Raw genomic sequence first — 19,944 nt, forward strand, 5'->3', positions numbered from 1 at the left:
CAGGAAGAAGGCGCAGCGATGACCCTCCTCGATCGGCTCGCCCCCGCGACCGCCACCACCTGGGTGCCGGTCTGCGCCGTCGGCGACCTCGAGCCGCTCTGGGGCGAGGCCGCCCTGGTCGGCGGTGTGCAGCTCGCCCTGTTCCTCCTGCCCGACGGGCGGGTGCGGGCCGTCTCGAACCTCGACCCCGCGACCGGCGCGGCCGTGCTCTCGCGCGGCATCGTCGGCTCGCGTCTGGTCGACGGGGTGCAGCGGCCCACGATCGCCTCGCCCCTGCACAAGGACGTCTTCGACCTCGAGACCGGCGCCTGCTTCACACGAGCGGAGCTGCACCTCGCCACCTGGCAGGTGCGCGAGAGCGACGGCACGATCGAGGTCGCCCAGCGGACCGCTCTGGTCGCCGCGTCCCACGGGACCTCCGACGACGACGGGAGACGTGCCGTCGCCGCGCTGGTCGAGGCGGTCCGCCGGGCCAACCCGGCGCTGGACGTGCTCGACTCCTTCGTCGACGTGCAGCAGCCCGACGTCCCCGCGACCCTGGGCTCTCTCGAGCCGGGCCGGCCGGCGGTGGTCGTGCCGCTGCTGCTCTCGGCCGGCTACCACGTGCACGTCGACCTGGCCGAGGCCGCGGCGGAGGCGGAGCGGCCGGTGCGGGTCTCGGGCGCGCTCGGACCCGATCCCCGCCTGGCGCGCGTGCTCGCCCGCCGGCTCCACGAGGCAGGGCTCGACGACGGCGACCGCGTCGTGCTCGCCGCTGCCGGCTCGAGCGACGCCGGTGCCGTCGCGGACTGCTGGACCACCGGCCGCCTCCTCGCCGCCGAGCTCGGCCGCGAGGTGAGCACCTCGTTCATCTCGGCCGCCGAGCCGCGGGTCGCGGAGGCGGTCGCCGCCGAGCGCGCCGCCCACCCCGGCGCGCGCGTCGTGGTCGCCACCTACCTGCTCGCGCCCGGCTACTTCGCCGGCCTGGCCGCCTCCGCGGGGGCCGACCTCGCCTCCGCTCCCCTCCTCACCGCCGTCGATCCGCCCGCCCGCGAGCTGGTCGACATCGTCTCGGAGCTGTTCGGGCGCAACGCCTGACGCCTCCTCCCCGCACCACCACCGCTCCACCTCCCCGTCCCGAGCGCGCCCTCGCGCGCGCCGCCCACCCTCCGGAGGACCACGATGACTGCTGCACCCCCGACCACCGTCCCCACGACCGCCGCCACATCCACCGGCATCATCCGACGGCCGGGCCGCTGGATCGACGGCTGGAACCCCGAGGACCCCGCCCAGTGGGAGGCGGAGGGACGCTCCGTCGCCGCTCGCAATCTGAGGTGGTCGATCTTCGCCGAGTTCCTCGGCTTCGTCGTCTGGCAGCTCTGGTCGGTCGTCGTCGTCTCGCTGCCGGCGGCCGGGTTCGCCTTCGACACCGGGCAGATCTTCTGGCTCATCTCGATGCCGAGCCTCGTCGGCGCCACCCTGCGGATCCCGTACACGTTCATGGTCCCCCGCTTCGGCGGCCGCAACTGGACGATCGTGTCGGCGGGCCTCCTGCTGATCCCGAGCGTCGGACTCGGCATCGCGGTCTCGAATCCGGAGACCCCGTTCGGCGTCATGCTCCTGGTGGCCGCGCTCGCCGGCTTCGGCGGCGGCAACTTCGCCAGCTCGATGGCGAACATCACCTTCTTCTACCCGCACGCGCAGAAGGGCTGGGCTCTGGGGCTCAACGCCGCGGGCGGCAACCTGGGCGCCTCCGTCGCGCAGCTCGTCGTGCCGATCGCGATCACCGTCGGCGCCGCGGCCACGCTGAACCTGCCGATCGCCGGCTTCCTCTGGGTCCCCCTGATCGTCGTGGCGATGATCGGCGCCGCCAAGCGCATGGACAACCTCTCGACCGCGAAGTCCGACGTCGCCGCCTCCCTCGCCGCGCTCCGCGAGCCGCACCTCTGGCTGCTGGCCGTGCTCTACATCGGGACCTTCGGGTCCTTCATCGGATTCGCCGGCGTGTTCCCGAAGCTCATCGCCGACACCTTCCCCGAGTTCTCCGGCTTCGCCGTCGGCTCGGCGACGGTCGGCCTCGCGTTCCTCGGCTCCCTGGTGGGCTCGCTGTCCCGCCCCTCCGGCGGCCGTCTGGCCGACCGCTTCGGCGGAGCGCCTGTCACGGTCCTCGCCTTCGTCGCCATGGGCGCCGGGATCCTCGGCGTGATCGCGACACTGCCGCTCGGCAGCTTCTGGCTCTTCCTCGCCTGCTTCCTCGTGCTCTTCTCGGCGGCCGGCATCGGCAACGGCGCGACCTACCGCATGATCCCCACGGTGTTCGCCCTCCGCGCCCGCCAGCGCGGTGACGACGGCATCGGCGCCCAGCGCACGTCCGCCGCGGCGCTCGGCCTGATCTCGGCGATCGGCGCCTACGGCGGCTTCGTGATCCCCCAGCTGCTCGGCTTCTCCAAGACCGAGTTCGGCGACTACACGACGGCGCTGGGCTGGTTCGTCGGCGCCTACGCGGTGATGCTCGCGATCACGGCCGGCGTCTACCTCCGCCTCGCCGCGAAGACGGGGACCCGGATCTGACGATGAGCGCCCCCGCCCCGACCGACTCCCACTGCCCGTACTGCGCCCTGCAGTGCGCGATGACGCTGACACCCGCGGCGGGCCCCGTACCCGTGGCGGTCGAGGGGAGGGAGTTCCCGACGAACCGGGGCGGGCTCTGCGCCAAGGGCTGGACCTCCGCCGAGCTGCTGGCGAGCGGACAGCGCCTGGTCTCCCCGCTGCTGCGGGGCGCCGACGGCGTCCTCGCGGAGGCGTCGTGGGAGGAGGCGCTCGACGCGGTCGCCGGGGCGGTGCGCGGCGTCCGGGAGCGGCACGGCGCCGACGCGGTAGCCGTCTTCGGCGGCGGGGGCCTCACCAACGAGAAGGCCTACCAGCTCGGGAAGTTCGCTCGGATCGCTCTCGGCACCTCCCGGATCGACTACAACGGCCGCTTCTGCATGTCCTCGGCCGCGGCGGCCGGCAACCGCGCCTTCGGCGTCGATCGCGGACTGCCGTTCCCGGTGTCCGATCTCGACGACGCCGACACGATCCTGCTCCTGGGCTCGAACGTCGCCGCGACGATGCCGCCGCTGCTCGCCCACTTCGCCGGTGCCCGCTCGCGGGGCGGCCTGGTGGTCGTCGACCCGCGCCGCTCGGCCACCGCGCGGCTGACGGAGGACGGCGCCGGCACGCATCTGCAGCCCGCCCCCGGGACGGATCTGCCGCTCCTGCTCGGGCTGATCCACCTGGTCTTCGCTGAGGGCCTCGCCGACACCGCCTACCTCGCCGCGCGCACGACCGGCGTCGAGGCCCTGCGCCGCAGCGCCTCGTCGTGGTGGCCGGAGCGCACGTCCGCGGTCACGGGCGTGCCGACCTCGCTCCTCCGCTCCCTGGCGCGCCGGCTCGCCGAGGGGCGGTCGTTCGTGCTGACCGGCCGCGGGGTCGAACAGCACGTCGACGGCACCGACACCGCGACCGCCGCGATCAACCTCGCTCTCGTGCTCGGCCTGGTGGGCCGCGAGGGGTCGGGGTACGGCACGCTCACCGGTCAGGGCAACGGCCAGGGCGGACGCGAGCACGGCCAGAAGGCCGATCAGCTCCCGGGGTACCGCTCCATCCGCGATCCGGAGGCGCGGCGCCACGTCGCCGCCGTCTGGGACGTGACGCCCGAATCGATCCCCGGCCCGGGCCTGCCCGCCACCGCCCTGCTCGCCGAGCTCGGACGCTCCGTGCACTGCCTGCTGGTGCACGGCTCCAACGTGGTCGTCTCGGCTCCGGACGCCGACGCCGTCCGCGCCGGGCTCGAGGCCCTGGACACGCTGGTCGTCTGCGACTTCTTCCTCTCCGAGACCGCCGCGCTGGCCGATGTGGTGCTCCCGGTGCCGCAGTGGGCGGAGGAGGAGGGCACGATGACCTCGCTCGAGGGCCGGGTGCTCCGCCGCCGCCGGGCGATCGACCCGCCGGCGGGAGTGCGCAGCGAGCTCTGGATCATGAGCGAACTGGCGCGCCGTCTCGACGCCCCCTCGAGCTGGTCGACCGTCCCCGCGGAGGTGTTCGACGAGCTGGCCCGCGCGTCCGCGGGAGGCGTGGCCGACTACTCCGGCCTCTCGCACGCCCTGCTCGACACCGGGATCGCCGCCCACTGGCCCTACCCCGCGGGCGGCACGGGGACGCCGCGCCTCTTCGCTGAGCGCTTCGGGCACCCCGACGGCCGGGCGCGCCTGGTCGCCGTCATCCCCGCCGTCCCCGTCGTCGTGGACCGCGGCGAGGAGCTGACCCTGGTGACCGGCCGCTACCTCCAGCAGTACCAGTCGGGCACCCAGACCCGGCGGGTCGCGGAGCTCGATGCGGCCCGCCCGGAGGCTCGACTCGAGATCCACCCGGCGACCGCCTCCCGGCTCGGCGTCAGCGACGGAGCACCTGTGGCGATCGGGAACGCGCGCGGCGTGGTCCGCGCCCGCGCGAGCGTCACCGCGGACATCCGCCACGACACGGTGTTCCTGCCCTTCCACTACGCGGGTGAGCAGTGCGCGAACCTCCTCACCGAGGCCGTCGTGGACCCGGTGTCGTCGATGCCCGAGTTCAAGCGCACGCGGGTCTGGGTCCGCGCGGAAGGGACGGCACATGCCTGAGACACCTCCCGAGCGGATCGTCCTGATCGGCTACGGACCCGTCGGCTCGCGCTTCGTCGAGGAGCTGCTGCCGGCCGTGCGGGCCGGTCTGGTCGCGCTGACGGTCGTCGGCGCCGAGGGCGACGACCCCTACAACCGTGTCCTGCTCGCGGAGTACGCCGTCGGCCGGGCGACCCGCGAGCGCCTCGACCTCGGCGACCGGACGGCGGCGGAGGCGGCGGGCGTCGTCCTGCGCCTGGGAGCGGCCGTCGTGGGGATCGACCGCGCGCGGAACGTCGTGCGGCTGCACGACGGCGAGCGGCTCCCCTACGACCGCCTCGTCCTGGCGACCGGCGCCCGGGCGAACGTGCCGACCCTCGCCGGGATGGAGCGGGCCCGACGTGAGCGGACGGTGCGCGCCGCCGATCCGGAGTCGCTCGACGCGGGCTCCCGGCCCCTCCCGGAGAGGGTGGTGGCGCTGCGAGACCTGGCCGACGCCCGGGTGGTCCGCGAGGCCGTGCGCTCCGGCGCTCGCCTCGTCGTGCTCGGGGCGGGAGTGCTCGGGATCGAGTTCGCCCTCGCCGCCGCCGAGCAGGGCGCGCAGGTGGTGGTCGTCTTCCACGGCGACATCCCGATGGCCCGCAATCTCGACACGGGCGGGGGGCGGATGCTGGCCGCGGCCGCCCGCGCGGCCGGCGTCGAGATGGTGGCGCACGCCCGGTCCGAGAGCGTCCTGCTCGCGCACGACGACCGCGGCCGTGCGCACTTCCAGGCGCTCGTCTGCGCTGACGGCAAGCAGATCGAGGGGGATCTGCTGGTGCTCTCGTGCGGTGTCGGTGCGCGGGTCGAGCTGGCCGCGGGCGCGGAGCTCGCCGTCTCGACCGGGATCCTCGTCGATGAGCAGCTGCGCAGCTGGAGCGACCCGGACGTCTTCGCGATCGGCGACTGCGCGCACGTCGCCCCCCGCGGCTCGGCCCTCCCCGACGGCCGCGTGCCCGGCGGACCGAGCGGACTGATCGGTCCGGGATGGGAGCAGGCGGACCGGCTCGCAGCGCGGATCCGGGCGGAGGCGGAGGGCCGCTGCGGCGAGGAGCGCGTCCCCGACGCCCGACCGGCGGTCGTGATGCTGAAGGCCGAGGGCGTCGACCTCGTGGCAGGAGGCGACGTGGCCCCGGAGCCGTGGGACCCGCACCGCCCGGGCGAGGAGCACCTCGAAGTGACGCTGTGGGCTGACCCCGCCCGCGGGGGCTACGCCAAGCTCGTGACCGCGGGAGGAGTGCTGCGCGGGTTCGTCTCGGTGGGTCTGCCCAGGGTCGGCGCCGAGCTCAGCCTCCTCTTCGAGCGGGGCTCGGAGCTGCCGGCGGACCGGTCGAGCCTCCTGCGTTTGGACGCCCCGGATGCGGGTGCCGCGGCGACCGGCGATCCGTTCGCCCCCGATGCCACGGTCTGCTGGTGCAACGGCGTGACGGCGGCGGTGATCACCGATGCGGCTGCGGCGGGACACGGGACGGTCGCCTGCGTCGGGCGGGCGACCCGCGCCGGCACGGGCTGCGGCGGCTGCACCGGGCGCATCGCCGAGCTGCTCGCGCGGACGGCGGTCCCCGCCTGATCGCCGCGAAAACCGGGCCTCGCCGCCTCAGCGGTCGAGCGCCTCCGCGAGGCGCCGGGTGACCGCCCGCAGTTCGAGCTCGGCCCCGCGGACGCGCTCGTCGAGAGCCGCCGCGGTGTCGGCGGCCTGCTCGGCGGCCGCCGCACCCGCCGCCTCGGACGAGGCGCGGTCGGCCGCGACCGACGCGCTGAGCTCGTCCAGCGCCGCCCGGAGGCCCGCCGACTCGTCGCGCAGCACGGAGACGTCGCTCTGCACCGCGCTCAGCTCGCCGCGCAGCCCGGCCACCTCGTCGCGCAGGGCCGCCGTCTCGGCGCGCAGCTCCTCCGTGCGCAGCCGCGCCTGCTCGAACCAGGGGGCGACCAGCCGGTGCACCGCGTCGCGGAGCACGACGCCGCCGCGGCCGAGCCGGGTGGGCGCGGAGCCGGGGTCCTGGAGGAAGTCGTGGTCAGTGGTCATCGTCGTGGTCCCGTCCGGAGAAGCGGCGGTGGAGCACGTCCATCGCCCGCAGATCCTTGTCCATGATGTCGGCCTCGAGGGTGGTGTCGGCGAGGCGGTCGGCGAGGCCCGGCCGGGAGCGGCGCTCGAGCGAGGCCTCGATCAGCTCGACGGACCGCTCGAACGAGAGCGGTCCGCGCGCCGCGGCCCGGCCCCGCCGACCGAGCGCCTCGAGGTCCACCTCCCCGCTCGCCACGTCCCGCATCGCCTCGAGGAGCGCCGGGGCGGAGCGGGTGATCTTGATGCAGTCGACCCCGTCGATGAGGAACTCCGCGACTCCGCTGGCCGCCGTCACGATCGGCACGGCGCCCGCCGCGGCCGCCTCGACCGGCGCGACGCCGAACGCCTCTCCGGCCCAGGTCGGGAAGAGGAACGCGTCGGCGCGGCCGTGCGCGGCGAGCACCTCGGCGTGGGGCGTCGGTCCGTGGAACTCGACCAGGCCGTCCAGGCCCGCCTCGTCCGCCCGGGCGCGCCAGCCGTCCACGTCTCCGTCGCCGTAGAGGTCCACGCGGAAGTCGCGGGTCTCCTCCGCGAGAGACGCCGCCGCCTCCAGCACCAGCCCGACGCCCTTGTGCTCGCCGAGCGACGCGGCGAACGTGAACCGGGTGGTCCCGCCCTCGCGGTAGCGCCGCGGCTCCGCGGTGTCGGGGGGAACGGACACTCCCCGCCCGATCACCTCGACCTCGCCCAGGCTCAGCCCGCCGGCCTCGATCGCGTCGACGAGCGAGCGGCTGACCGCGACGATCTCGCCGCGGTCGAAGTGGTCGGGGGCCTGGGCGCCGTAGACGCGGAGCACGCGCTCGGGCAGCCCGTCGACCAGGGCGTTCGGGATGCGGTCGCCGAGGTTCCACATCCACGGGGCCTCCACCGCCCGCAGCAGGTCGATCAGCGCGAGGCCGCCGATCCCGAGCAGGTTGAAGGCCACCACGTGGGTCGGCGCGAAGTCGCGCAGCTCCTCGAGCAGGATGCGGGTGTTCTCGAACCGCGAGACGGCGCTCTCGTGGTGCAGCAGCTGAGCGATCTCGCCGCCCGTCTGCGGCAGCGGGAAGTAGGTGCGCAGGCTCAACGTGCGGTGCACCTCGACGCCCGAGGGCTCCGGCGGCAGGTAGGTCGGCGTGGTCAGCACGCGCACGGTGTGGCCGCGGGCCGCCATCGCCTCCGCGACGCGCGCACAGGTCATCTCGTATCCGCCGAGCACCTGGGGCGGATAGAGGTTGCTCACGAACAGCAGGCGCATCAGCGCACCTCCCCTCTCGCGGAGGCGTCCGCCGCGATCCGCGCCGTCACCTCGGGCGTGTAGGCCGCGCGGGCCTGGCGGTCATTGCCGCCGTCCCAGTAGTTGACGAGGTAGAGCCCGGACTGCTGCGTGCGCGGCACGAACGGGAACAGCTGGGCCCGGGGCTCGATCTGCGCGATCCGGTAACCGGCGTCGACCGCGCGCACGTGCAGCCAGATGTCGTCGGCGTCCGGGGCGATCTCGCGGAACGCCTCCCCGTGCGCGGCGATCTCGCCGAGGAGCGGGGCGGGCAGCAGCTGCCCGGAGACGGAGGTGCCGAAGACATCGGTCGACGCGCGCGTGTCGGCGACCGGCGTCCAGCTCGTGTACGGAGCCACGGCGCCGTCGACGATCCCCACCCGGTGGGCGCGGTAGCAGAGCACGGTCTCGCGTGGGTAGCGCGAGCGGGCGTCGAGCAGGCCCCTCAGCCAGGTGCGCGGGTACACGATGTCGTCGTCGGAGGTGACGAGGTCGCGCTCCCCCGCCCGGCCCGAGAGCAGGTGCGGGTAGTACTTCGTGTGCACGCGGTAGCCGTCGACCAGGCGGATCTCGACGCCGCGGCGGCGGAGGCGTCGCAGCGGCGCGGGCAGGTCGGCGTGCAGGGCCGGGTCGTCGAGCCAGAGCACCAGGCGCGCGGGCCGGGCGTCGCCGCGGGCGATGGACTCGAGCGCCACGTGGACCCGCTGCAGCCGCTCGCCGTGCGTGGTCATCGTCACCACGACCTCGCCCGCCGGATCGACCGCGGAGCGGCGGGAGAAGCGGTTGGCCAGGTCGAGCAGCAGCAGCTCGCGCCGGAGCGCGGGCGAGGGGTGGTCGATCGGCCGGGCGGCGATCACGGCGGCGCGGCGCTCCGAGAGGCGCTGAGGGGCGGAGCGGACGACCCGGGCCGCGGAGCGCAGCCGCGTGCGGGGGCGGACACGACGGCCCAGCGCCGCGAGGCGCGTGCGGGGCCGGACGCGCCGGCCGACGGCGGCGAGAGCGGGATGCATCGGTCCAGGTTAGCCGGAGGCGCCCGGGGGCCCTGCGCCGGTCAGGGCTCGTCGACGACCGCGAAGGCCCGCACCGGGAAGGTCCCGAAGCCCCGCACCTTCGGCGGCACGGCGGTGAAGCGCGCCCCTGTCGCCGGCAGCCCGCCGAGGCCGGTGAGGTGCTCGACGACGTGCACTCCCGCGGCGAGGAGGGCCGAGTGCGCGGGCCGCGATCCGCCCGACTCCGTGTCGTCGATGTTCACCGAGTCGATGCCGACCAGCACCGCGCCGGCGGCGACGAGCGCCTCCGCCGCCTCGCCGCTGAGGAAGGGGGCGCCCCTGCCGTACCCGGGCGTGGCGAAGTGCGCGTCCCAGCCGGTGCGGAGGAGGACGGCGGCGCCGCGGACGTCGAGTCCCGCGACCGCGTCCGAGCCGATGCCCCGTTCGCTGGCTCCGGTCGCGTCGACCACGACGGTCGGCAGGTCGACCAGCGTCTCGAGCGGGAGAGCGGCGAGATCGGCTCCGCCCTCGTAGCGGTGGAACGGGCTGTCGAGGTAGGTGCCCGTGTTGCCGATCATCTCGATGACGTCCATCGCGAACTCGGTGCCGGGCGCGTAGGAGGCGCGGGACGCCTCACGCGTGAGGTGCGGCCGGATGCGCGGAGCGGGCAGGCCCGGGTAGGTCACCAGCCCGTCCGCGACGGTGTGGCTGAGGTCGACGAAGCGGCGCGAGGAGGTCATGCGCCCGATCCTGGCAGGGGCCGGATCGGGCGCACCATCGAGATGCCGCCCCGCGGGGCGGCGTTCCCGCCTCTACTTCTTCGGCAGCGCCGCCGACAGGTCCGCGATCAGGTCGGACGAGTCCTCGAGGCCCACCGAGAGGCGCACCAGCGATTCCGAGACCTCGAGCGGCGTGCCCTTCACCGACGCGTGCGTCATCTCGCTCGGGTAGCCGATCAGCGACTCGACGCCGCCCAGCGACTCCGCGAGCTGGAACAGCTCGGTCGACTCGGCGAACTTCCGGGCGGCGCGCGGCGTCGCGAGCTCGAGCGAGAGCATCCCGCCGAACCGCGACATCTGGCGCTTCGCCAGCTCGTGGCCGGGGTGCGAGGGCAGGCCCGGGTAGTGCACGGCCGTCACCGCCGGGTGCTCGACGAGGAACTCGGCGACCGCCTGCGCGTTGACGGAGTGGCGCTCCATCCGCACCCCGAGGGTCTTGATGCCGCGCACCGTGAGCCACGCGTCCATCGGGCCCGAGATCGCTCCGACCGCGAACTGCAGGAACGCGATCTTTTCGGCCAGCGGCCCCGAGCGCAGGGCGAGCGCGCCGCCGACGACGTCCGAGTGGCCGCCGAGGTACTTCGTGGTCGAGTGCACGACCACGTCGGCACCGAGGGCCAGCGGCTGCTGCAGGGCGGAGGAGGCGAAGGTGTTGTCGACGACGACGATCAGGTCGTGCGCGTGGGCCAGGTCGGCGAGCTCGGCGATGTCGCTGATGGTCATCAGCGGGTTCGACGGGGTCTCGACCCAGAGCATCTTCGTCTCACCGGGGACGATCGCCCGCTGCACCTCGCGGAGGTTCGACATGTCGACGGCCGTGTTGCGCACGCCCCAGGCGCTGTGCACCCGGTCGATCAGGCGGTGGCTGCCGCCGTACGCGTCGTTGCCCAGGACGACGTGGTCGCCGGGCGCGAGGGCGGCGCGCAGCAGGGTGTCCTCGGCGGCGAGGCCCGAGGAGAAGGAGTAGGCGACGTCCGCGCCCTCGAGCGAGGCGATGAGCTCCTGGAGCGAGTCGCGCGTGGGGTTCGCCGAGCGGGCGTACTCGTAGCCGCCCCGGAGACCGCCGATGCCGTCCTGGACGAACGTGGAGGTCATGTAGACGGGCGGCACGACCGCCCCGGTGGTCGGATCGAACTCCTGGCCGGCGTGGATGGCGCGGGTGTCGAAGTGCTGCTTCTTGGGCATGGTGCGGGCTCCCTGGGTCGGAGGTGCGGAGGCGGCGGCCGTCAGGCCGTGGCGTAGGTGAGGAGGTCCTGTCGGGTGATCACCGCGACGGGCTTGCCCTCGTCGGTGACGAGGAGGGCGCTGTGCTCGGTGAGCGCGGCGCGGGCGGCGGTGATGCTCTCGCCGAGCCCGATCAGCGCGAGCGCGTCGCCCACGCAGTCGCCGAGCGGGTCGTTCATCGAGGCGGATCCGGCGAAGACGCGGTCGAGCAGCTCTCGCTCGTCGACGGCTCCGACGACCTCGCCCATCACGACGGGCGGCTCGGCGGTCAGCACCGGGAGCTGCGAGACGCCGTACTCGGTCATGATGCCGATCGCGTCGCGGATCGTGTCGGTCGGGTGCGCGTGCACGAGCGCCGGGAGGTCGGCCTGCCCGCTCGCCGCCCGCGCGCGGAGCACGTCGCGGACGGTGCCCTCGTCGCGCATCCCGAGGAAGCCGTAGGAGCGCATCCAGCGGTCGTTGAAGATCTTGCCGAGGTAGCCGCGCCCGCCGTCCGGCAGGAGCACGACGACCACGTCGTCCGGCCCGAGACCGGCGGCGGCCTTGAGCGCGACGGAGACGGCGAGCCCGCTCGATCCGCCGACGAGCAGCCCCTCCTCGCGGGCGAGGCGGCGGGTCATCGCGAACGACTCGGCGTCGCTGGAGGCGATGATCCGGTCGACCACGCTCGGGTCGTACGCGCTCGGCCAGAAGTCCTCGCCGACGCCCTCGGTCAGGTACGGGCGACCGCCGCCGCCCGAGTAGACGGAGCCCTCGGGGTCGGCGCCGACGATCTGCACGCGGCCCTCCGACACCTCCTTGAGGTAGCGGCCGACGCCGCTGATGGTGCCGCCCGTGCCGACTCCCGCGACGAAGTGGGTGAGCCGACCGGCGGTGTCGCGCCAGATCTCGGGGCCCGTGGTCTCGTAGTGGCTGAGCGGTCCGTTGAGGTTCGCATACTGGTTGGGCTTGAAGGCGCCGGGGATCTCGCGGGCGAGGCGGTCCGAGACGGAGTAGTAGGAGGCGGGGTCCTCCGGAGCGACGGCCGTCGGCGTCACGACGATCTCGGCCCCGTAGGCGGTGAGGACGTTGCGCTTGTCCTCCCCCACCTTGTCCGGCAGCACGAACACGCAGCGGTAGCCGCGCTGCTGCGCGACGAGGGCGAGGCCGATGCCGGTGTTGCCGCTGGTCGGCTCCACGATGGTGCCGCCGGGCTTCAGCAGCCCGTCGCGCTCGGCGGCGTCGATGATGCGGGTCGCGATGCGGTCCTTCGACGAGCCGCCGGGGTTCAGGTACTCGACCTTGACCAGCACGGTCGCCTGCACGCCCGCCGCGACCGGGCCCAGCTTCACCAGCGGGGTGTCGCCGATGAGGTCGAGGACCGAATCGGCGTAGGCCATCCCGGTCTCCGGGCGTGCGGGAAGGGCGCGATCCAGGCTCATCCCGCCAGCGTAGCAACCGGCTCCCGGCGTGTGACGGGGGTGGGCGGAGGCACAGGGAGCGGTCTCGGGAGGGGAGTGCCGCCGGTCGCGCCGGTGCCCTATCGTGGGGGTCCGCGAGCGCCGCGGTCGACCCGGAACGGACCCCGAATGACCTCACCGATCGCCGCACCGCCGCGGCGTCCGGCCGACATCCACCTCCTCCGCCTGCTCGGCCCGGCGCTGGTCGCCGGAGTCGCCTACCTCGACCCGGGCAACGTCGCCAGCAACATGACGGCCGGCGCCCGGTTCGGCTACCTCCTGGTCTGGGTGGTGGTGCTCGGCAACCTGATGGCCTGGCTCATCCAGTACCTCTCGGCGAAGCTCGGCCTGATGACCGGCCGCAGCCTCCCCGAGCTGCTCGGCGACCGCCTGCGCGGCCGCTGGGGCCGCCGGGCCTACTGGCTGCAGGCCGAGACGGTCGCGATGGCGACCGACCTGGCCGAGGTGATCGGCGGCGCGATCGCGCTGAACCTGCTCTTCGGACTGCCACTGCTGGCCGGCGGCGTGGTCACCGGCGCGGTCTCGCTGGTGCTGCTGCTCGTGCAGACGCGGGGCGGGGCGCAGCCGTTCGAGCGGGTGATCACGGCGCTGATGGTGCTGATCGCCGTCGGCTTCACGGTCGGCGTGGTCGTCGATCCGCCGGACGCGGGCGCGACTGTCGCCGGTCTCGTGCCGCGCTTCGAGGGCTCGGAGTCGGTGCTGCTCGCCGCCTCGATCCTCGGCGCGACCGTCATGCCCCACGCGATCTACGCCCACTCCGCGCTCGCCCGCGACCGCTTCGGCCACGTCGAGGGCGTCGGCGCGCGCCGGAGGATCCTGGTCGCCACCCGGATCGACGTGACGATCGCGCTAGCCATCGCCGGCACCGTGAACCTCGCGATCCTGCTCCTCGCCGCGCACTCCCTCGCGGGAGTCGCCGGGACCGACAGCCTTGAGGGCGCCCACGCGGCCATCGGGGCGGCGCTCGGACCGGTGGTCGCGACCCTGTTCGCCGTCGGCCTGCTCGCCTCCGGCCTCGCCTCGACCTCGGTCGGCGCGTACGCGGGCGCCGAGATCATGCACGGTCTGCTCCAGGTGCGGGTGCCGCTCGTCGCCCGTCGTCTGGTCACGCTGATCCCGGCGCTCCTGGTGCTCGCGATCGGCTTCGACCCGACGCGCGCGCTGGTGCTCAGCCAGGTGGTCCTGTCGTTCGGCATCCCCTTCGCGCTCGTGCCGCTCGTGATTTTGACGCGCGACCGCCGCCTGATGGGCGACCAGACGAACCGCTGGTTCACCACCCTCGCCGCCGCCCTGGCCGCCGTCTTCCTCATCGTCCTGAACGGCCTGCTGCTCTGGCTCACCTTCGCCCCCTGAGCGGAGCCGCGGCGCACCGTCCCACTCCTCCGCGGCCTCCTCTCCTGCTGATCGAGCAGCCCGCTCCTCGGGAGTACCGAGATCCCTCCTGACCGCGCATTGATCCGATCCGAAGCCTCGCTCGTTATCCTCTGAGAGCGCCTCTCAGGCGCCTGCGCCCGCCCCAGGCGCCTTCCGCCCTCAGAACGAGAGACGCCGCCGTGCCCAAAGACACGATGTCCGCCAAGAACCGCGCCCGACAGGAGAAGCTCGAGGCCTACAAGCGCGAGCAGGACCGCCGCAAGCGCGGCTCCCGCATCTGGATCTGGTCGCTGTCGGCCCTGGCCGTCCTCGCTGTCGGCGGGATCGTCGCGGTCACCGTCTTCGGGAACCAGCAGATCGTCGAGGCGCGCGAGATCGACGGCCTGCAGACCTTCGACAACGACGCCACCCACGTCGCCGGCGCCGTCGACTACCCGCAGACCCCGCCGGCGGGCGGCCCGCACAACGCCGTGTGGATGAACTGCGGCGTCTACGACGAGCCCGTCCCGAACGAGAACGCGGTGCACGACCTCGAGCACGGCGCCGTCTGGGCCACGTACGACCCCGAGCTCCCGCAGAGCGAGGTCGACGCGCTGATCGCGGCGATGCCCGACACCTACTCCGTCGTCTCGCCCTACGAGGGCCTCGAGTCGCCCATCGTGCTGAGCGCCTGGGACGCCCAGGTCGCGATCGACTCGCCCGAGGACCCCCGCATCGACGCCTTCGTCGAGCGCTTCTGGCAGTCCTCGAGCGCTCCGGAGCCCGGCGCCCCCTGCACCGGAGGGATCGATGCGTCCGGCAAGCAGTAGGGGCCGGATCCTCGTCGCCGCGGTCGCCGTGGTCGCGCTCCTCCTCGGGGCGGCCGGCGGCTACCTCTTCGGCGTGCTCGCCCCGTTCGCCTCCGCGGCGACGCCCTCGAGCGCCAGCGCCGAAGCGGGCTTCGCGCGCGACATGCAGGTGCACCACCTGCAGGGCGCCGAGCTGGCGATGATCGCCCGCGAGCGCAGCGCCGACGACGAGGTCCTCACCGTCTCGAAGGACATCCTGCTCACCCAGCAGCAGCAGGCCGGGCAGCTCTTCGGCTGGCTGAACTCGTGGGGCCTGCCGCAGGCTGCTCCGGAGCCCTCGATGACCTGGATGGGCCGGCCGACCCTGGCCGGAGCCGCCGACGAGCACTCGTCGATGGGGATGGGGACCGAGGACGGCGTCGTGCCCGCGAGCATGCCCGGTCTCGCGACGCCGGACCAGATCGCCGCCCTCAGCAGCGCGTCGGGCCGCGACTTCGACCGGATGTTCCTCGAGCTGATGATCGCCCACCACCGCGGCGCGATCGACATGGCCGAGGCGCTGCTCGCCCGGAGCCGCGTGACGGTCGCCACCGACTTCGCCTCCTCCGTCGTGAAGGCCCAGGAGGCCGAGATCTCGCTGATGGAGCAGATGCTCGAGGACCGGCCGGCGGAGTGACCGCCTCCGGCGCGCACGAAATCGGCTGAGACTGGTGCGCCTCCCCCACCGGGAGGGGCACGTGCTCTCCGCCGACGTCGTGCACGGGGCCCGGCGACTCAGACGGCGTCGGCTGCGAGTAGCCCCGCGGAGTCCGGCCGCCGATCCGCGGCTCAGCCCTGGAGGGCCGACTCCGTCTGCTGTGCGTAGAGCGAGGCGTAGAGTCCGCCGAGGCCGAGCAGCTCGCGGTGGGTGCCCGATTCGACGATCCGGCCGCCCTCGACGACGTGGATGACGTCGGCCGACACGATGGTCGAGAGCCGGTGGGCGATCGCGATGGTGGTGCGGCCGCGGGCGGCGTCGTCGAGCGCGGTCTGGACGATCCGCTCCGAGACGGTGTCGAGGGCGCTGGTCGCCTCGTCGAGGATGAGGACCGCCGGGTCCTTCAACAGGACGCGCGCGATCGCGAGCCGCTGCTTCTCGCCTCCGGAGAGCCGGTAGCCGCGCTCGCCGACCAGCGTGTCGTAGCCGTCGGGGAACGACGTGATCGTCGCGTGGATGTTCGCGGCGCGGGCGGCCGCCTCCAGCTCCTCCTGCGTCGCGTCCGGGCGGGCGTAGCGGAGGTTGTCGCCGATCGTCGCGTGGAAGAGGTAGGTCTCCTGGCTGACGATGCCGATGTGCGAGACGAGCGACTCCTGCCGCAGCTCGCGCACGTCGGTGCCGGCGAAGCGCACCGCTCCCCCGGCCACGTCGTAGAGGCGCGGGACGAGGTAGGAGATGGTGGTCTTGCCCGCGCCGGAGGGACCGACGAAGGCCACGAACTGGCCCGGCTCGATCGCGACCGAGACATGGTCGAGCGTCGGGCGCGCGTCCTCCGCCTGGTCGGGGTAGCGGAACACGACGTCGTCGAGCTCGACCCGGCCGAGCTCGCCCGAGACCTCGCGTGCATCGGCCCGGTCCGTGATCGCCGGGCGCAGGTCCAGGTACTCGAAGATGCGAGCGAACAGCGCTCCGGCCGTCTGCAGGTCGAGCGCGACGCGCATCAGGCCCAGGAGCGGCCACATCAGGCGCGCCTGCACGGTGGTGAAGGCCACGACGGTCCCGGCGGTGACGGTGGTGCCGCCGAGGATCAGCCAGGCGGCCACGAGGTACACGATCACGGGGATGACCGAGAGGAAGATCTGCACCATCGCGAAGAACCACTGGCCGGACATCTGCTGCCGCACCTGGAGCTCGATCTGGCGGCCGTTCTCGTCGGCGTAGCGCGTCACCTCCGACTCCTGGCGGCCGAAGCTCTTGGCCAGGAGGATGCCCGAGACGCTCAGGGTCTCCTGGGTGATCGCGGTCATCTCGGACAGCGACTCCTGCGTCTTCGTCGCGATGCGCGCCCTCACCTGGCCGACGCGGCGCTGGGCCACGACGAGCACCGGAGTGAGGACGAGGGCGACGATCGTCATCTGCCACGAGAGCAGGAGCATCGCGACGACGGCCGCGATCACGGTGACGGTGTTGCCGAGCACGCTCGAGACGGTGTTCGTGAGCACGTTGGCCACGCCGCCCACGTCGTTGGCGAGGCGCGACTGGATGACGCCGGTGCGGGTGCGGGTGAAGAAGCCGAGCTCCATCGCCTGCAGGTGGCGGAAGAGGCGGATGCGCAGCTCCCCCATGACCGTGTTGCCGACGGTCGCGGTGAGGTAGGTCTGCCAGACGCCGAGGATCGCCGAGAACGCCCAGACCAGCACCATGACGCCGACCAGCTCGAGCAGCACCGGGAGGTTCGGGCGTCCGCCGGGCGGGAAGAGCCCGCGGTCGAAGGCCAGCTGGGTGAGGAGCGGCGGCACCACCGTGAGGGCGGCGCCGACGAGCACGAGGATCACGGTGAGCGTGAGCTTGGGGCGGTGGTCGCGGAAGAGTCCCGCGATGCGCCGGAGCAGGTCGTCGACCTTCGGAGCCGCCGCGTTGATCTCCCGCTGGCTGTCCGGATCGCTGCTCGAGATCCTCCCGCCGCGCGCCCCTCCGCGCATCCCGCCGCCTGCCGCGACGTCACCCATCCTGCTCACGGCTCGACCCTAGCCCCGCCCGCCCCCGGACCCCCGCCCTTCCGCCCACGGCGAAGTCGTGCAAGCCCGCGCCGCGCCGACGCGCCGTCCCGCACCCGATGCCGGTGCCGGGCACCTCTCCGTTGCCCGGTCTCGCCACGCCGCTCCACCGCTACTCGACCACCATTGGGTCCGCAGGTCTCGATACGCCGCTCCGCCGCTAGCCGCCCCCGGCCCGAGACGGCCGCCGCAGGCGCCGCTCCCCGTCGCCCGCCCCCGGCGCCGTGCTCCCCTGGTGGCCGCCCCCGGCGCCACCGCACGACGAAGGCCCGGGTCCTGCGCAGCAGGACCCGGGCCTTCGTTCGTGCACCCTATTCCCCTCGACGAGCAGTGCTGACGGCCCGCGGGGGTGTCGTGGGCAAGGCGGAGGAGGAGAGCTGTAGCGGAGCTACCGCCGACGACGACAACGCCGCCCACGGCACCCCCGCGGGTCGTCAGCCCTTGGTGGCGCCGGCGAGGAGGCCGCGGACGAAGAACCTCTGGAGGGAGAAGAACACGATGAGCGGCACGATGATCGAGATGAACGCGCCGGCCGTGAGCAGCTCCCACGACTGGCCGTAGGAGCCGGTGAGGTCCTGCAGCGCCTTCGTGATCGGCAGCCCCTGTCCGGAGGTGAAGACCGTCGCGACCAGCAGGTCGTTCCAGACCCAGAGGAACTGGAAGATGCCGAAGGAGGCGATGGCGGGGACCGAGAGCGGGAGGACGATGCGGAAGAAGATCTGGCCGTGTCCGGCGCCGTCCACTCGTGCCGCTTCGATGACCTCGCCGGGGATCTCGGAGATGAAGTTGTGGAGCATGAAGATCGCGAGCGGGAGCGCGAAGATCGTGTGCGCGATCCACACCTTCGCGTAGGAGCCGTCCAACCCGTTCACCCCGAGGCCGGGGAGGATGTAGAGCCCTCCGATGCGCAGGCCGTCCGAGAACAGCTGCAGCAGCGGCACGAGCGCCATCTGGATGGGGACGATCTGGAGCGAGAACACGAGGACGAAGAGCGTGTTGCGGCCCTTGAAGTCGATCCAGGCGAACGCGTAGGCGGCGAGGCTGGCGATCGTGATCGGGATCAGCGCCGCCGGCAGCGTGATGACCAGCGAGTTCACGAACGCCTTGCCCAGGGTCAGGCTGTCGCCGGAGTTGAGCGCGTTCGCGTAGTTGTCGAGGGTGAAGCCGGGGTTGGCGAAGATCGTCCACCAGCCGGTCGTCTTGATGTCGTTCGCGGGGCGGAACGACGAGATGAACAGACCGAGGGTGGGGACGGTCCAGATGACGGCGATGATCAGCGCGGCGAGGGTGGCGCCGCGCGACGTCGTCGCCTTCTTGACCTTGCCGCTGGCCGCCTCGATCCTGGACTCGCCGCGGGCGAGCGCGCGCTCGGTGCTGCGGTCGACCGGAACCTGGATCGGAGTGGGCGTGACGCTCATCGGATCTCCCTCTGCTTGGCGAGCTGGCGGGCGTTGTAGACGACGATCGGGAGCACGAGCAGGAACAGGATGACCGCGAGGGCCGCGCTGTAGCCGCTGCGGGCGCCGAGCTGGAACTGGCGGACCATCTCGAACGCGAGGACCGTGGTGTCGGAGCGGCCGCCGGTCATCGCCGAGACGATGTCGAAGACCTTCAGCGACGCGATCGAGATCGTCGTGAGGACGACCACGATCGAGGAGCGGATGCCGGGGACGGTGACGTTCCAGAAGGACTGCCACGCGCTGGTTCCGTCGAGCGAGGCCGCTTCGAGCTGCTCGGAGGGGACGCCCTTGATGGCGGCGGAGAGCACCGTCATGGCGAATCCGGCCTGGGTCCAGATGAGGACGACGACGAGGAACAGCGTGTTCCACGGCTCGAGTCCCAGCCAGTCGACCGGCGGGGCGCCGAAGGCGGTGAGGATGCCGTTGAGGAGGCCGATCTGCTCGCCCTGGCGCACGTCGTAGAAGAACTTGAAGATGATCGACGCGCCGACGAACGAGATCGCCATCGGCATGAAGACCAGCAGCTTGAAGAACTTCTCGCCGCGGCTCTTGTCGATGAAGACCGCGTAGGCGAGACCGATCGCGGTCGCCGTGATCGGGGCCAGGAGCACCCAGACCACCGTGTTGAGGAAGGCGGTGATGCCGTCGGGGCTGGTGAAGACCCAGACGAAGTTGTCGATGCCGGCGAATCCGGAGCCGTCGTTCTTCATGAACGCGTTGATGGCCGTCGTGATCGTCGGGTAGATCAGGCCGATGAGGATGAAGAAGGCGGCCGGTGCCATGAACGCGATGAGCTGGAGTCCGTAGCCCGCGCCTTTGCGGGACCGGAAGTCGAGCAGGAACAGCGCGCCGCCGATGACGGCGGCCACCACCGCGACCCAGAGGACGGAGTTGTAGAGGCCGAACACCAGCAGGAGGACGACCGGCAGGACGACCGTCACCGCGAGCCGGAGGACCGTGTAGCCGGTGCCGCGGCGGGGCGCGATCTCGACGAAGAAGAGGATGAGCGCCACCACGGCCGCGAAGGCCAGGAGGATGAGCGGGATCTGCGCGAGCGGCGGGATTCCCGCCAGCCATTGGAAGAACCCCGAGATGGTGATGGGGGACATGGACGCCCTTTCGAGTGCGACTCTGGACT

Annotated in this window: 16 protein-coding genes; 7 read left to right on the forward strand and 9 right to left on the reverse strand. The window is 73.1% G+C overall.

Going from position 1 to position 19,944, the window contains the following annotated elements; translation table 11 throughout:
• The first annotated feature begins 18 nt into the window (after positions 1-18).
• From nirD to C5C25_RS13745, 4 genes are all read left to right on the forward strand, one after another.
• Complete coding sequence (nirD, locus tag C5C25_RS16960) at positions 19-1,077, forward strand: nitrite reductase small subunit NirD (RefSeq protein ID WP_104250934.1); 1,059 nt, start codon at positions 19-21, stop codon at positions 1,075-1,077.
• A gap of 84 nt (positions 1,078-1,161) precedes the next feature.
• On the forward strand, positions 1,162-2,550 hold the full coding sequence (locus C5C25_RS13735) for an MFS transporter (protein ID WP_104224352.1): 1,389 nt from the start codon (positions 1,162-1,164) through the stop codon (positions 2,548-2,550).
• A 2-nt stretch (positions 2,551-2,552) separates the two neighbouring features.
• Positions 2,553-4,640: a molybdopterin oxidoreductase family protein gene (locus tag C5C25_RS13740; RefSeq protein ID WP_104250935.1), complete on the forward strand. Its 2,088-nt coding sequence runs from the start codon at positions 2,553-2,555 to the stop codon at positions 4,638-4,640.
• Positions 4,633-6,228 (forward strand): NAD(P)/FAD-dependent oxidoreductase, encoded by a 1,596-nt coding sequence (locus C5C25_RS13745; RefSeq protein WP_104224350.1) that lies wholly within the window; start codon positions 4,633-4,635, stop codon positions 6,226-6,228. The genes C5C25_RS13740 and C5C25_RS13745 overlap by 8 nt, the downstream gene beginning before the upstream one ends.
• Before the next feature lie 27 nt (positions 6,229-6,255).
• Here C5C25_RS13745 and C5C25_RS13750 read toward each other — a convergent pair whose 3' ends face one another.
• From C5C25_RS13750 to C5C25_RS13775, 6 genes are all read right to left on the reverse strand, one after another.
• Entirely contained in the window at positions 6,256-6,684 is a 429-nt protein-coding gene (locus tag C5C25_RS13750; RefSeq protein WP_104250936.1) for a hypothetical protein, read from the reverse strand.
• Positions 6,674-7,960, reverse strand: a complete 1,287-nt coding sequence (locus C5C25_RS13755) for a glycosyltransferase (RefSeq protein ID WP_104250937.1) — start codon at positions 7,958-7,960, stop codon at positions 6,674-6,676. The genes C5C25_RS13750 and C5C25_RS13755 overlap by 11 nt, the downstream gene beginning before the upstream one ends.
• Positions 7,960-8,988 carry a glycosyltransferase gene (locus C5C25_RS13760; protein WP_104224347.1) on the reverse strand — a complete coding sequence of 343 codons (1,029 nt, stop codon included), beginning with the start codon at positions 8,986-8,988 and terminating at the stop codon, positions 7,960-7,962. Before C5C25_RS13760 ends, C5C25_RS13755 begins: the two co-directional genes overlap by 1 nt.
• A 41-nt stretch (positions 8,989-9,029) precedes the next feature.
• Positions 9,030-9,707, reverse strand: coding sequence for a cyclase family protein (locus C5C25_RS13765; RefSeq protein ID WP_104250938.1), 678 nt, complete (start codon positions 9,705-9,707; stop codon positions 9,030-9,032).
• A 72-nt stretch (positions 9,708-9,779) separates the two neighbouring features.
• Positions 9,780-10,931 carry a cystathionine gamma-synthase gene (locus C5C25_RS13770; RefSeq protein WP_104224345.1) on the reverse strand — a complete coding sequence of 384 codons (1,152 nt, stop codon included), beginning with the start codon at positions 10,929-10,931 and terminating at the stop codon, positions 9,780-9,782.
• 41 nt (positions 10,932-10,972) lie between these two features.
• On the reverse strand, positions 10,973-12,349 hold the full coding sequence (locus C5C25_RS13775; protein ID WP_104250939.1) for a cystathionine beta-synthase: 1,377 nt from the start codon (positions 12,347-12,349) through the stop codon (positions 10,973-10,975).
• 189 nt (positions 12,350-12,538) lie between these two features.
• Here C5C25_RS13775 and C5C25_RS13780 point away from each other — a divergent pair, with 189 nt between their 5' ends.
• From C5C25_RS13780 to C5C25_RS13790, 3 genes are all read left to right on the forward strand, one after another.
• Entirely contained in the window at positions 12,539-13,783 is a 1,245-nt protein-coding gene (locus C5C25_RS13780; RefSeq protein ID WP_104227179.1) for an Nramp family divalent metal transporter, read from the forward strand.
• Positions 13,784-13,983: 200 nt separating this feature from the next.
• Positions 13,984-14,613: a DUF3105 domain-containing protein gene (locus C5C25_RS13785; protein WP_258069422.1), complete on the forward strand. Its 630-nt coding sequence runs from the start codon at positions 13,984-13,986 to the stop codon at positions 14,611-14,613.
• Complete coding sequence (locus C5C25_RS13790; protein ID WP_104250941.1) at positions 14,594-15,268, forward strand: DUF305 domain-containing protein; 675 nt, start codon at positions 14,594-14,596, stop codon at positions 15,266-15,268. Before C5C25_RS13785 ends, C5C25_RS13790 begins: the two co-directional genes overlap by 20 nt.
• Before the next feature lie 152 nt (positions 15,269-15,420).
• On the opposite strand, the gene C5C25_RS13795 is transcribed toward C5C25_RS13790, so the two are convergent.
• From C5C25_RS13795 to C5C25_RS13805, 3 genes are all read right to left on the reverse strand, one after another.
• On the reverse strand, positions 15,421-17,298 hold the full coding sequence (locus C5C25_RS13795; RefSeq protein WP_104247708.1) for an ABC transporter ATP-binding protein: 1,878 nt from the start codon (positions 17,296-17,298) through the stop codon (positions 15,421-15,423).
• 482 nt (positions 17,299-17,780) lie between these two features.
• Positions 17,781-18,764, reverse strand: coding sequence for a carbohydrate ABC transporter permease (locus C5C25_RS13800; protein WP_104224339.1), 984 nt, complete (start codon positions 18,762-18,764; stop codon positions 17,781-17,783).
• Positions 18,761-19,915: a carbohydrate ABC transporter permease gene (locus C5C25_RS13805; RefSeq protein ID WP_181027270.1), complete on the reverse strand. Its 1,155-nt coding sequence runs from the start codon at positions 19,913-19,915 to the stop codon at positions 18,761-18,763. The genes C5C25_RS13800 and C5C25_RS13805 overlap by 4 nt, the downstream gene beginning before the upstream one ends.
• Positions 19,916-19,944 lie beyond the last annotated feature (29 nt).

Origin of the sequence: Rathayibacter sp. AY2B9 (assembly GCF_002931595.1) — a bacterium.
Classification (GTDB): domain Bacteria; phylum Actinomycetota; class Actinomycetes; order Actinomycetales; family Microbacteriaceae; genus Rathayibacter.